Source organism: Paenibacillus enshidis, from assembly GCF_042136365.1.
Taxonomy (GTDB): domain Bacteria; phylum Bacillota; class Bacilli; order Paenibacillales; family Paenibacillaceae; genus Paenibacillus; species Paenibacillus enshidis.
In genome coordinates this window covers 25,644-39,015 of the sequence record NZ_JBHHMI010000017.1, presented here as the reverse complement: position 1 = coordinate 39,015, position 13,372 = coordinate 25,644, and the positions used below count along the sequence as shown (strand labels likewise).

The 13,372-nt window shown below is 45.8% G+C and carries 14 protein-coding genes; 3 read left to right on the top strand and 11 right to left on the bottom strand.

Annotated elements, in window-relative coordinates; translation table 11 throughout:
- Positions 1-15 precede the first annotated feature (15 nt).
- From comI to hemG, 5 genes are all read right to left on the bottom strand, one after another.
- On the bottom strand, positions 16-108 hold the full coding sequence (gene comI, locus ACE41H_RS17480; protein ID WP_007431380.1) for a competence inhibitor ComI: 93 nt from the start codon (positions 106-108) through the stop codon (positions 16-18).
- A 627-nt stretch (positions 109-735) separates the two neighbouring features.
- Positions 736-1,203 carry a DsbA family oxidoreductase gene (locus tag ACE41H_RS17475; protein ID WP_375356787.1) on the bottom strand — a complete coding sequence of 156 codons (468 nt, stop codon included), beginning with the start codon at positions 1,201-1,203 and terminating at the stop codon, positions 736-738.
- A gap of 72 nt (positions 1,204-1,275) precedes the next feature.
- Entirely contained in the window at positions 1,276-2,712 is a 1,437-nt protein-coding gene (locus ACE41H_RS17470; RefSeq protein WP_375356785.1) for an MDR family MFS transporter, read from the bottom strand.
- Between the two features lie 109 nt (positions 2,713-2,821).
- Positions 2,822-3,310, bottom strand: a complete 489-nt coding sequence (locus ACE41H_RS17465) for an RrF2 family transcriptional regulator (protein WP_375356783.1) — start codon at positions 3,308-3,310, stop codon at positions 2,822-2,824.
- 173 nt (positions 3,311-3,483) lie between these two features.
- Positions 3,484-4,875 (bottom strand): protoporphyrinogen oxidase, encoded by a 1,392-nt coding sequence (hemG, locus tag ACE41H_RS17460; protein ID WP_375356782.1) that lies wholly within the window; start codon positions 4,873-4,875, stop codon positions 3,484-3,486.
- Positions 4,876-5,097: 222 nt separating this feature from the next.
- On the opposite strand from hemG, the gene ACE41H_RS17455 reads away from it, so the two are divergent.
- Positions 5,098-5,733 carry an NAD(P)-dependent oxidoreductase gene (locus ACE41H_RS17455; RefSeq protein WP_375356780.1) on the top strand — a complete coding sequence of 212 codons (636 nt, stop codon included), beginning with the start codon at positions 5,098-5,100 and terminating at the stop codon, positions 5,731-5,733.
- Between the two features lie 185 nt (positions 5,734-5,918).
- Positions 5,919-6,356, top strand: coding sequence for an Rrf2 family transcriptional regulator (locus tag ACE41H_RS17450; protein WP_375356779.1), 438 nt, complete (start codon positions 5,919-5,921; stop codon positions 6,354-6,356).
- A 37-nt stretch (positions 6,357-6,393) separates the two neighbouring features.
- Here the strand turns inward: ACE41H_RS17450 and ACE41H_RS17445 are convergent, their stop codons facing one another.
- The 3 genes from ACE41H_RS17445 to ACE41H_RS17435 form a co-directional block, all read right to left on the bottom strand.
- On the bottom strand, positions 6,394-6,798 hold the full coding sequence (locus ACE41H_RS17445; RefSeq protein ID WP_375356847.1) for an ASCH domain-containing protein: 405 nt from the start codon (positions 6,796-6,798) through the stop codon (positions 6,394-6,396).
- A gap of 315 nt (positions 6,799-7,113) precedes the next feature.
- Complete coding sequence (locus tag ACE41H_RS17440) at positions 7,114-7,563, bottom strand: M23 family metallopeptidase (RefSeq protein ID WP_375356777.1); 450 nt, start codon at positions 7,561-7,563, stop codon at positions 7,114-7,116.
- 500 nt (positions 7,564-8,063) lie between these two features.
- On the bottom strand, positions 8,064-8,417 hold the full coding sequence (locus ACE41H_RS17435) for a DoxX family protein (protein ID WP_375356775.1): 354 nt from the start codon (positions 8,415-8,417) through the stop codon (positions 8,064-8,066).
- A 147-nt stretch (positions 8,418-8,564) separates the two neighbouring features.
- On the opposite strand from ACE41H_RS17435, the gene ACE41H_RS17430 reads away from it, so the two are divergent.
- On the top strand, positions 8,565-8,921 hold the full coding sequence (locus tag ACE41H_RS17430) for a winged helix-turn-helix transcriptional regulator (RefSeq protein ID WP_375356773.1): 357 nt from the start codon (positions 8,565-8,567) through the stop codon (positions 8,919-8,921).
- Positions 8,922-9,464: 543 nt separating this feature from the next.
- On the opposite strand, the gene ACE41H_RS17425 is transcribed toward ACE41H_RS17430, so the two are convergent.
- The 3 genes from ACE41H_RS17425 to celB form a co-directional block, all read right to left on the bottom strand.
- Complete coding sequence (locus tag ACE41H_RS17425) at positions 9,465-10,175, bottom strand: GntR family transcriptional regulator (protein ID WP_375356771.1); 711 nt, start codon at positions 10,173-10,175, stop codon at positions 9,465-9,467.
- A gap of 160 nt (positions 10,176-10,335) precedes the next feature.
- Positions 10,336-11,760: a 6-phospho-beta-glucosidase GmuD gene (gene gmuD, locus ACE41H_RS17420; RefSeq protein WP_375356769.1), complete on the bottom strand. Its 1,425-nt coding sequence runs from the start codon at positions 11,758-11,760 to the stop codon at positions 10,336-10,338.
- 56 nt (positions 11,761-11,816) lie between these two features.
- A complete protein-coding gene (gene celB / locus ACE41H_RS17415) occupies positions 11,817-13,136 on the bottom strand; it encodes a PTS cellobiose transporter subunit IIC (RefSeq protein ID WP_375356767.1) in 1,320 nt (439 codons plus the stop codon).
- Between the last annotated feature and the right edge of the window lie 236 nt (positions 13,137-13,372).

The following is a 13,372-nucleotide window of genomic DNA, read 5'->3' as shown; positions in this document are numbered from 1 at the left end:
CCATTGGGTGGGTTTTTACTTTCTCTTGTTGTTATTAATATATGTTAAAAGTGCAAGAATAAATGTTCCGAATAACAGCATCAGAGTCATCGCATCTTTCACTTCCATGGTCTCACCTCCTTTCGAAGGGACACCATCCCACCCAAGATTCAATTGTATCTATATTTTACCTGTAATCACACCTGCGTACAAGTGTTCTCATCAATTTATTATATAACGTTCTTGTATTCACGAGTGACCCAGCCTAGGGTAGCTAGGCTGGGTTGTGTGTTATCTGATTGTTCCATAATTATACACATGAAAACCTAGGGAGCGAAAGTCATACAGCGTGAATTCTTTGTTATCTGATGTCGGTGCTTTCTTGAAACTCTCCCACAAAATGCTCTTGAACATGGTTATTTAAAGTGGTATTTCGAAAATTCAGTCCATCCAACAAACCCTGTCTATAGATAATTTCGTTTGCAAACGACACCTGATAATTTACTTATTATCAATCCAATGCCAAAAATGCGGCAGGCAAAAAACTGCTTGAGCAGGTTGAAGCAGAGCTGTATGAATATGAGGCCAGATTCGAAGATGTAAACCTCTAATTTCACAGCTTCAAATGTCTAGCAAAAAAGAACCGGTATACCACGGATATACCGGTTCTTTTTTGCTAGAATATTAACTTATTGAATATAAATCCTCCGATGTACCTAATGAACATTATTGTTCTCCTTTAGTGATTCAGGCCAATTACACACTGCAGCTCCCGTCGGTACAGCTATGATCACCTTCTGATTGATTCTCTACTTCCGATGTTAGGGGTTTGCTTTCTTTTTCCCAAATCGCGTTTAAAGTATTTAAAAAAACTTCCTCCGACTGAGCTCCTAAAATCAAATATTCGTTATTAAAGACAAATGCCAGCAAGCTTGAATTGGATATAACTATGGGATCGTAATTAGCGATCAGTCCCGTTTCGTTTTTAATCATTTCCGCCACCTGTGCCTGCTTGGCTTTCAACTGCTCGACAGTCATGCTCTTTTCAAGAGCAAGCTGCTGGAGACTTAATGTTCTGTTCTCCGCATGAGGGTCGAGTTGGAAGCTGCGGTATACCACTTCAATTTGATCCCGATTTGCAAATTTATCAAGCGCATGCTCAAGTTTTGTTTTTCCGATCACGCAAAAGGGACTTCCGAAATCTGACCATACATCTATTCTCATTGTCTATTCCTCCAATAATAAAATGTTCTTGCGATTCTTGTAGTTTGTATGATACTCTGCGTCAATGGCGGATCACTCTGCTTCCTGCTGTCCCTGCTCTGGCGCTTTTTCTTTACGTAGGAAGAGACCGAGCACAAGCGCAACGAGTGCGATGATCACGCCGAACCAAAAAGCGTTGTTAATACCTGCTGCCAGACCCTTGGTGATTTCAATGGAAGACGCCGGATCACTCACGTTACTCAAATACTGCTTCTGTCCGCCCGACATAATACTAATGTAGAGGGCAATACCGATAGCGCCGGATACCTGCTGCAGCGTATTCAGGATTGCTGTCCCGTGTGGGTGCAGATGACGAGGCAACTGGTTAAGCCCCGCTGTCTGTACAGGCATCATCACTAACGCGATGCCAACCATCAGCGTAATGTGTGCCGCGATAAGAAATCCGGTCGTTGTCGTTTCTCCAAACCAGGTAAATAACCACAACGAAACGGCGGCAATAGCAAGTCCTGGAATGACAAGCACTCGAGGCCCGAATTTATCAAAAAGCTTGCCTGAGATTGGTGCCATAAGCCCATTCAGAATTCCCCCAGGCAACAGAACCAGGCCTGATTTGAAGGCAGTCATCATCAACACACCTTGCATAAACATAGGAAGCATGATGGCGGATGAGAAGAACGTCATCAAAAGCACAAACATCAGTACGGCAACAAGTGCAAATACGGGATACCTGAACGCCCGCAAATCCATAACAGGTTCTTTAAGCAACAATTGCCGCCAGATGAACAGAACCAGGGCAACGCCCCCTGCGGCAATCGTCCAAATTACCAACGGCTGTGACCAGCCTTGCTCACCTGCACTGCTGAACCCATAGACAATTCCGCCAAAGCCGATGGTCGACAACACAATGGATAGGATATCTACTCGCGGTTTGGTCACTTCTGACACATTCTTCAGGACAGCGGCCCCTACAATTATGGAGAGCAGCGCAAACGGCAACACCAGGTAGAACAGCCAGCGCCACGAAAGCCCATCAACAATCAAGCCCGAAAGCGTCGGGCCAATCGCCGGCGCGAACATGACGACGAGTCCTAACATCCCCATGGCGCCTCCTCTTTTTTCCGGTGGATAGATGGTCATAATAATGTTCATAATCAGAGGCAACAGCATACCGGTGCCAATTGCTTGAATAATTCGCCCTGTCAGCAGCACGCCGAATGCCGGTGATACGGCCGAAATAAGCGTACCTGCGAAGAACAGACTCATTGCCGACAGAAACATTTGCCGGGTTGTAAACCATTGCTGCAATACCGCTGTCACCGGGACAAGTACGCCAACCACAAGCAAATACGCGGTGGTAAGCCACTGAACCGTTGTCGCAGACGCATCAAACGAATTCATGAGTTCGGGGAAAGCATTTCCCATTAGCGTTTCATTCAAAGCGGCCACAAACATACCGACGATTAGCGCCATCATAATCGGACCACGCTTCAAGTTATTTAAATCGATCATAAAATCTCTCCTCCAAGCTTATCTATTGATAAGGAACCGTTGAGTTTTCATTTCTCAAATAAGCATATAAACGATCTATTATATCCATAATTAAAGTGCAAGAAGTGTATCACTCCTTGTTTGTTCTCTGCTTGCAACGTTTGAAGGTCTCATCCAGTACCGCCTGGATCGTATGTTCATGCAAGTATTGATACAATTGCTGTTCCGCGCCATTCATCACTCTCTCAACCAAACATTCATTTTTTTTCGATCGGCTCTCGTCCCGCAGCTCATCACTCTCCTGTTGTGCTAACAGCCGATGCTGCAGTGAGCTCGAAATCGAACATTCGAATAGCCGCTGCCTTCCTTCAATCACTTGAATCACATCAAGAAACGTAATCTGTTCAGCTGGCCTGGCAAGTTCATAACCACCGTTTACTCCAGGTACGGCACGAACGAGTCCATCCTGTCTCAGCTTTGACATGATTTTGGACAAGTAGCTTTCAGAAACGCCAAGCGCTGAGGATAATTCCTTAATCCCGACATTATGGCAGCGCTCCGAGAGTCCCAATTGAATTAAAGCGTGCAGGGCATAATCCGTACTTTTGGAGAACTGCAAACGAACTCCCCCTTTCCCAAAAAAATATATTATAGATCTATAATGTCTATAATAAGTGATTTGTTTTGGGATTGCAAGAAGAAACTGATTGGACCGATGTTCGGCCCAAACGGCCTCCTCCGTGCAACCCGACAGGCAAAGTGCTGCGACGGGAAAAAATTGTTTTACTACATTCAGGCATTCGTTAATGCATCTATAATTTTTTGCCCCGTTTGCTTCCCGTTCTCAATACAATCCGGAATGCCGACCCCGTAGTAGGAGCAGCCCGCAAGAATAACGCCGGGATGGCTTGCCGCCAGCATGTTCTCCAGCGACCGGACAATATCCGGATGCCCGAGATGGTAGTTCGGGATGGAATCCCGCCATTTCGTCACTTCATTGGTCACGGGTCTGTCCGTGATGCCGATGCTTTTCTCCACATCACTAACGGCCACGTTCATCAGCTCTTCCTCTGTCAGCTGCTGCAGCTTGTCAAAATGCGGATTGGAGCTCTTGTAGAACATCCGGATCAGGAGCCTCTGCCGTGCGGAGGTATGCTCCCATTTGCGGCTTGTCCAGGTGCTGGCATCGCACATAAGGCCACTGCCCTGAGCGGCAATAAAGCCAGTGCCATCCTCCGGCAGCCGCTCATCCGGAACATCATAGCCGAGATACACACTGATCAGCGAGCGGCTGCTCAGCCTGTCGAAATCACCGTTCAGCGCTTCATCCTGCAGCAGTGAACGCGCCGAGGTGTGCACTGTGCTCAGGACAACAAAGTCTGCTTCAAGCGTACGTCCACCCGCTAAGGCCACTTCATAACGCCCGCCTGTATTTTTTACACTGAGGGCCTGTGTCCCCTTTAAAATTTCCACATCGTTCAACCGGGCCTCCAGCCTGTCGATCAGGTCGGAACCCCCATGATGGAACGAAATAAATTTGCGACCATCCCCTCTCAGGAACCTTTCCCTATTCTCGCCAAGACCCTTCATGATGCTGCCGTATTTATTTTTGTATTCCAGCAGGAAGGGAAAGGTCGATGCAATTGTCAGATTGTCCAGCTCGCCTGAATATACGCCGGAGATGACTGGCGAAATCTGTTTGCGCACAAGCTCCTCGCCCAGAAAGTGCTCCAGAAACGCCCCCAGGGAGTCCTTCTCTGTGAACGTTTCGTTCGGGGTGTAATAATCCTGGAGCGCGGCCACCTTGCCCTCCGCTGAGATCAGCTCGCTTTCAGCCAGTGCCTGCAGGTTGACGGGGATGCCGAACACCGCGTCCGCAGGGAGCTTTTTCAGTTTTCCGTCCGCATATATAAAGGATCTGCCTGTTGCATTGTATACAATCTCCCCGGCCAGTCCCAGCTCTTCCATCAATCCAGGGTCATTTTTACGGGCCACAATGGAATCCGCACCGGTCTCCATAATAAAACCGTCCTGGCGAACCGTCCTGATTTTGCCGCCAAGCGTCTCGTCCGCTTCCACTAGGATAAGCTTCAGCTGCAGATTCTGCTCCTTCATGGCTTTTTGCAAAGTATACATAGCCGTCAGGCCTGTAATTCCGCCACCTATCACCACGATAGTTTTCAAATGCGCGCACCTCAATATGAGAAATTAGTCTACTAAACAGTATAACATAAGCTTGACACACGTTTTTGATACAAAAATCATTATTGTGAATGATCACCAAAAAAATTATCTGTCTCTTCAGGAAATGTTGTTGACATATTCACTTCTTGTAACTATTATAGTTACATGAATAGGTTACACGAGTGATGCATCAAACCATTCAAATCCCGGGAGGTTAACAAAATGAAAATTGCAGTTATCGGTGCCAGCGGCAAAGCCGGAAGCTTGATCGTTAAGGAGGCCGCAGACAGAGAACATGAAGTGACGGCCATCGTGAGGGACGCATCGAAGATAAGTGATACGGCAGTCCTTGAAAAGGATGTTTTTAGCCTGACAGCAGACGATCTTAAAGCTTTTGACGTCGTCGTCAATGCTTTCGGAGCCCCTCCAGGCCAGGAGCATCTGCATGTGGAAGCAGGCCGCGCACTGATCAGCGCACTGAAGGGAGCACCGCAAACCCGCCTGATCGTTGTCGGCGGAGCAGGCAGCCTGTATGTGGATGAAGCCAAAACCGTGCGCTTGATGGATACGCCTGATTTTCCAAAGCAATTTCTCCCTACGGCTTCCAACCAGGGACAAAATCTGCAGGATCTGCAGAGCGCAAGCGGCATTCAGTGGACCTTCATCAGCCCTGCGGCCTTCTTTGACGCCCAGGGAGCAAGAACGGGAGCATACCAGACTGGCAAAGACAATCTGTTCTTCAACGCGCAAGGCGATAGCTACATCAGCTATGCGGACTTTGCCATCGCCGTCGTGGATGAGGCCGAGCAGGCAGATCATGTGAATGAGCGCTTCGCCGTTGTGGGAGAAAAGAAGTGAAATAACATTTAGCTGCTGTATGGGGCAGCACGCCCTCTTCCCGGACACGGTTCGTTCTGCCCAGGTTCCGCGCATGAAGAGGGCCTTTGCTTTCCGCCCAGGATAAATATAGGTGCTATATTGGACGTGAAACTATGGTAAAATAGCCGTACTGCACTATTTTACGCGAAAGGAAGCTGTGAGCTATGATCAGTACCCGTTTTGCCGTAGCTATCCATATCCTCTCCCTGCTGGAGTACAATAAAACGAGTGTAAATACATCCGAATATATAGCAAGCAGCGTGAACACCAATCCGGTGGTCATCCGCCGCATCATCGGCATGCTGAACAAGGCCGGACTCGTTGAAGTCAAAGCCGGCGTAGCCGGGGCCAAGCTGCTGCACAGCATTGACGACATCACCCTGCTCGATGTGTACCGTGCAGTCAATGTCGTGGAGGAAGATGCTCTCTTCTCCGTGCATGAAACGCCGAATCCGGATTGTCCTGTCGGACGCAACATCCAATCCTCGATTGTACCCGTGTTCTCCAATGCGCAAAGAGCGATGGAAGAGGAACTCAGACATGTGAAGCTGAGTGAAGTTGTGTACGACATATCGGCCAAGGAAGAAGCCCATACCAAATAACGCCCTTCTCCTAACGGAGAGGAGCGTTATTTTTTTGTCAAGCTTGCACAAGCTCGAATAATTCGACCACCAGAATTGTATCATCGTTCAGCTCCATGCCTGCCTCGGTCAGATTTTGCCATGCCAACCGGTGATCCGCCTGAAATTGTGCAGTGTTATCGCCGTTCCCTTCTCCGCGCACAAGCCGCGAATCCGGATTGCCAAACGTCGTTTCAAACACCTCAATCAGTTTTACATTGCAGCGCGGCTGGTCATGCTTATCATATACCGTCATGAGCTGCCCGACCGGCTCATAGGTTTGCCGCAGCTCCTCGGGGGAATATTCCGACTTGGGAGCACAGGTGGCCGTCTTCTCTCCTCTAATAATTTGCTGAATCAGCCTTTCTCCAATGCCGTTATCATTCTCCCATCCAAAGATCATTTTGAATGGATGTATTGGAATCGATGACATCATAATCCCTCTCTTTTGTAAAACTGGAAATATAGAGTATCTATTTAATAAACGGGTATATAATGTAGCTAACAAGCAGACCCAAAATAAAAGCAACCGAGACATTAAGCCATTTTGGCCGCCCCTCTGAATCTGAATCCAAAATACCCGCGATACAAACCAGGATGAACACGACAATTTTCCAAGGTGTATTAAAATAAGGGTTAGCTACGCCTGCTGCAAAAGCCACAACGCGCAACAACATGCTCAATAAAAAAGGAAACTTGAAAAACAATTCTTAAACCGCCTTTCTAACAGGGATCATATTCAACGAAAAATAAGGGTTTGGTCAAGCAGTAAATCATTCCTTTTCAAATAAATACCATGAAAAGTGATAGGTACCGAAGTCCCATTGAAATAATCACTCGAATTGTCATGTCTTATAGCATGAATATGAAGATGAGGCTCACTGCTGTAGCCTGAATTCCCTATTTTCGCTATTTCTTGTCCGGCCCTGACAAAGTCATCTTTCTTGACTAACAGACTATTTTTCTTTAAGTGTAACAGCAAAATATCATAATCCTTATAATTGATGATAATCATATTTGCAGCATTTCCACCCAGAACGTTCGGCACATTATCATCTATTCCATCCATCACCTCAACAATTCTGCCATCAACCGGGCTGTATACTGAATCATTAAATACCACTGCTTTACGTGCAAGAGAAGCTACGGCCTGAGGCTCAACGGAAGCGCCTGCATTTTGGGTAATCAAAGGAGCCTTTTCATTGGAGGCCTTGTAATCAGAAGCGTAAGAAGCATTTAAACTTACAGTAGAGAAAGTTGTGATGGCTACAATCAGACTAAGAATCGCTAACTTTTTTTCATTTCAAATTCCTCCTGTGAAAAAAATGTTTTCTAGTGTTTCTCATTATAGGTACTGTCATTTCACTTGTAGACTGATAGAGTGCTGGTAAAGAAGAATTCAAAGAGTAAAATTTGTTACCAAATCATCTTTTTCTTTTATTTTTTGTTATTAATACACCTAAGACCATCACCTTCCATTTTTTAAAATTTTATTCCTTGATTCCAAAAAGAAAAAACTTGAATTTTATTAATCAATATATAAATTGATTTGATGAAGTGTTTATTTTGTTACTCTTCACATCTCATAACAAGTTAAAGGAGTGCCCCTGGTCACCAGACCTTTCGGGGCATTCCTTAACTCATGAGTCATGCTTATCTTTGATTAACACATCTTTGTCGATTCTCAGCTTAAAAACGGCCAATCGCAACAATCAAGGCCAACACCAGGAAAACAATGTTCACACCAATGTCCCGATATTCCTTACGCTGCACATGGAACAGGGCTCCGAGAAGAACGACTACGGCAAGCGCTGCTGCCGCAAGCGGCGTCAGCACAGGCGCTATATCCAACGCTTGCGGCAAAATCAAACCAAGCACCCCAAGCAATTCCACGATCCCGATAAAGGAAACAAGCCCTTTCGGAATATCATTCACCCAATGCCAGGACGCTTTTGCTTTCTCGTGCTGAAATGCCTTCATCCAACCAGAATACATAAAGCCAAATGCTAAAAGACCTTGCACAATCCATAATGTGATATTCATAAATTTTTGCCAACTCCCCCTCTTGAATCTAACGACCTCTAAGGTGCATAATAAACCATAGAAATTTTTCTAGGAAGTAGTTACTTTAACTAAACATAGTATGAAAAAAGTAACCTTGAGTAAATAAAGGATTAGGAGAGGATTTTGATGGAGACTTATTGCAAATTCGAAACGGCGTTGGACATTCTGGTCGGGAAATGGAAGCCTGTGATTCTGCTCCGCCTTTTTGAAGATGGCACGATGAGATTCAGCGAGCTGCAGAAAGCGATCCCGGATATCACCAAAAAAATGCTTACCCAGCAGCTAAGGGAATTGGAGTACCACGATATCGTTCACCGCGAAGTGTATCAGCAGGTGCCGCCCAAGGTTGAATATTCTATTACGGAGTACGGCCGGGGCATGCATACTGTCCTTAAGGCCATGAATGATTGGGGAGTGGCGCATATCGAGCATCTGAATGAGCTGTATGGGGAAAATCGTTTGGAGGAGAATAGCAGTAGGTAATATAGAGGTTATGAAACCAGTTAATATCGCAACTCGACAATATTACTATTCTAAATACTTCCGGTGTGGCTTTGTACAAATCAAGGTTGTTCTGAGGAAGTAATTCCATCTAGTGTACAGCTTAACGTTTCGTTTCTTGCGGATGATATGAGAAATGGCAGATTGCCCGCAGATGTTCAATATAAAGAATTTTTTTAGGTGACGGATTGCTTTGTTTAAAGCTAATAATGGAACATCCTTCTCTACAAATTGAGTTTAAACCAAACGGCAGAAATGCCGTTTTTCTTATGGGCTGTCAAAGGAAAATGCTAACATAACACTGACAGCGCATGCGGTTAATAAAGTCGTTACCGTGAACATGTGTGCGTAATAGAACTGTCGGAGCCACACTTAGAAATCCTCTCTGGACAAAAGGGACACTCTCTCCAAGGAATGCGTCCCCTCTAAACCGATTGATTGCCACTTGTTACTTCGCCTCGTAAAAAACACTCTGATACGCGCTTAATAACTGTTCTCTTGCCCAATCAGATTTGTTGCCATGACTTAACGCATCCGGTTCACTGTAGTAAATACAAATTTATCGTATCGATGACGTGAGAAGGAATATTCAAAAGGAATACCCGTATCCAGGAAACCCACCTGCTCAATCTCCAATATGGGATCATCTGATGCACAGATCAGGTGCTCCTGATCCATTTTTGTAGATTTGGACGCACGAATGGTACGATGTGAACCGACGATATTAAGGCCTAATTCCTCTTTGATATGCTTGTAAATGGAGCCGTAAAGCACTTCTTCCGTAAGACCACTGATCAGATTGACAGGCATGTACGTTTTTTCCATCACATAAGGCTCACCTTCGACGATGCGCAGACGAATCATATGATATACAGGAGATTTAGAATCAATAAATAATTGACTGGCCACTTCCTCCGAGGGAAACTGAACATCAAAAGCAATAATCTTATTTTTGATGTCCTTCCCGCGCAGCAGATTGGTCAAACCGAGCATTTCATTCACAACTACGTTCACAGGAGAATGATAGGCTGACTTGACGATAAAGGTGCCGTGTCCTCTTTTACGAATCAACAGCCCCTCGCTGACCAGTGTATCCAAAGCCTTTTTCATGGTCATTCGGCTCACCTGAAACTCACTGGCCAGTGAGATTTCGTCAGGTATAGGCTGGTCACTGCTATATGTTTTATTCATGATCCGCTCTTTGACCTCTCGGGCAATTCGTTCATATTTATTCATCGTTTATGATCACCTGTATTAGATATTGTTGTACGGGATGGTCTGCAGAAAAAGTCAGCTCACAAATAGTATAAGTAAGTATACAAAACAATACACTTCCTCACCAGCAAACGGCTTGATCGGCGATTAATCTTAAAAAAAGATGGCCCAAAGGACCATCTTAAAATCCGTTTTGTTCAATCACCTGTTTGAACCAGTATCCGCTTTGCTTAACAGATCTTTGCCCATCATTCGCAAGATCCACAGACACAAAGCCATAGCGGTTTTTATAAGCATTCGCCCAGGACCAGTTATCCATGAATGTCCATAGATGATAACCCTTCACATTAGAGCCTTCGGAAATCGCTCGCTGCACCCACTTTAAATGCTCACGAATAAAATCTATGCGATAGCTGTCACAGATCATGCCCTGCTCATTCCTGAACTTCTCTTCCCCTTGCACACCCATTCCATTTTCAGAAATAAAGCATTCAATGTTTCCGTAATTCAGCCGCACATTCGTCAGGATGTCATAAATGCCTTTTTCGTAAATCTCCCAGCCCCGCATCTCATTCATTTTGCGGCCAGGCATGACATAATAGTCGAAATAATGCTCAGGTACAAACGGGGCATCCGGGTTAGGCAAGCTTTCTCTTGCCTTGACTCTGCGCGGCTGATAATAGTTAATACCCAATAAATCGACGGTACCCTGACGTATCATTTCCCGATCCCCGTCCAGCATGGATGGCAAATATCCATCTTTGGTCAGCAGCTCTACGAGTACAGGGTTGAACTCCCCTGTCACAGCCGGGTCTAAAAAAGACCGGTTGAAAAATGCATCACAGATCTCTGCTGCACGAAGGTCTGCCGGATGCTGGCTGCGTGGATAGGTCGGAGTGAGATTCAGGATGATACCGATTTTGCCGTTATAGCCTTTCTCCCGGTAGGACTGAATCGCGCTTGCGCTTGATAACAGGGTGTGATACGCCACCTGAACCGCTTTGCCAAAATCCAGTTCATTCGGATAATGGAAATCATACAGATAACCGCCCTCCACGGGAACGATAGGCTCGTTATGGGTGAACCATTTGGCTACACGATCACCGAAGAGCTCAAAGCAGGTATTGGCATATTTCACATAAGCCTCAACCGTGTCCCGATTCACCCAGCCCCCGTGCTCCTGCAATGCCATAGGCAAATCAAAATGATACAAATTCACGAACGGCTCAATACCGGCTTGTCTTAACTCATCAATGACCGCATTATAGAATTCAACGGCTTTCTGGTTTACCGCCCCTGTCCCCGCCGGAATAAGACGTGACCAGGATATGGAGAAACGAAATGAATTGTGGCCCATTTCCTTCATGAGTGCAATATCTTCTTTATAACGGGTATAGAATCCGGAGGTCTTGGCAGGACCTACACCGTCATAAAAGCGGTTAGGCTCTTGTTCAAACCAATAGTCCCATATATTCGGGCCTTTCCCGTCTCCCTCCACCGTACCTTCGGTCTGGGTGGCGGAAGCTGAGGAGCCCCACCAGAAATCGGCTGGAAACGCATATTTAATGTCTTTCTGCACGGTCTCTGTTGCTTCAGTATGATTCATTGTCCTGCTCCCTTCTTTATCTGCCACATCAATAATGCTGTACTGCCTGCTGTGTGTTACATTCCCACCGTTTGCTCCTTGGCGGAAGCACTAATTTCCTCTTCCTGCTCTTTACGAACGTTCATCCGATCAATAAATTTCAGGAACGGGAACCAGATGACAAAAACGACGGCCATGTTGAACAGCTGTAATAATCCCCCTCTGAGGGAGCCCGTTCCCATCATGCCGCTAAAGAACAATGGCATGGTCCAAGGGACTTGAATCCCGTTCGGTGGCGGAACAATCCCGGTATACATGGCAAAATAAGTGATTAAAGTAACAACCATTGGGGCAAGCACCCACGGGACAATAATAAGCGGATTCATGACAATCGGCAGCCCGAAGATGACGGGTTCGTTAACATTGAAGAGGCCTGGGCCAACAGCCAGCTTACTGACCTGCTTCAACTGCTTGCTCTTCAGAAAGAACAGAATCGTGAGCACCACGGTCAGGGTCATCCCTGTACCCCCGATGCCTACGGTATAAATGTCAACGAATTGCTTTGTGATAATATGCGGCATTTCTGCACCTTGCGAGTACGCTTCATAGTTCTCGAGCGACAGCGTATTCCAAATGGGGTCCATCACCGAATTCACAATAATTTGACCATGAAGTCCAAAAAACCACAGAATCTGGATCAGGAATATAGCTATTAATGTAGGAATAATGCCACTGCCCAGATGTACCAGCGGAGCCTGAATGGCCTTGTAAATCAAATCATGCAAGTTGTTGTGGAACGTGACATTAACAATTACGTTAATGACCAGGAATATGCCCAGTGTGATACATGCAGGCAGCAAAGCTGCAAACGACTTGGCTACTGCCGGCGGAACACCTGGAGGCATTTTAATCACAATATTACGCTGTGTGACCTTACGGTAAATTTCACCCGCAATAAATGCCACAATCATCCCCAGGAACATACCTTTGGCTCCCAGACGTTCCTTCGGAATAACATCAGCAATGGTCGTCCCGCCATCCTGGGTCAATATGAACGGGGTCAGCATCAGGAAGCAAGCCAGCGCAATCATGCCGCCAAATATGGGCTCTACCTTATAGCTCCGCGATAGATAATATCCAATCCCCACCACAACGAACACGGTCATAATATTAAGGGTTGCATTGGGCGCAATGTTCAGCAGCTCCTGAAGTCTTGCCAGGTTGTCTGCTCCCATCCAATCATTCAAGAACGGGAGATTGATAATAACGACGATAATCGATCCAAACACGGTTAACGGAAATGACAGCATAAACGCATCCCGCAACACAGAAAGATAACGGTTATTGTTCAATCTACCAGCGATAGGTATTAATATCTGGCTTAATTTCTCAAACAACTCCTATTCCTCCCACCGAAACTAATTTGCCTTTCTCTTAAGCACTGGTCATCCAACGCCTAGCTTTTAGTGAGGATTTGATTCTGCTGCTGCAATTGACTATACTCGGTAATAAGCGCTCTCCTAAATTCACTCGCCAGTGATGGGGTCCTTATACAGGACCCGGACAAGGAGACGCTTTTTTGCATCCCAAATAGGTGTCAACATTGAAATAAATCCTCAAAAGCCATCTCAGT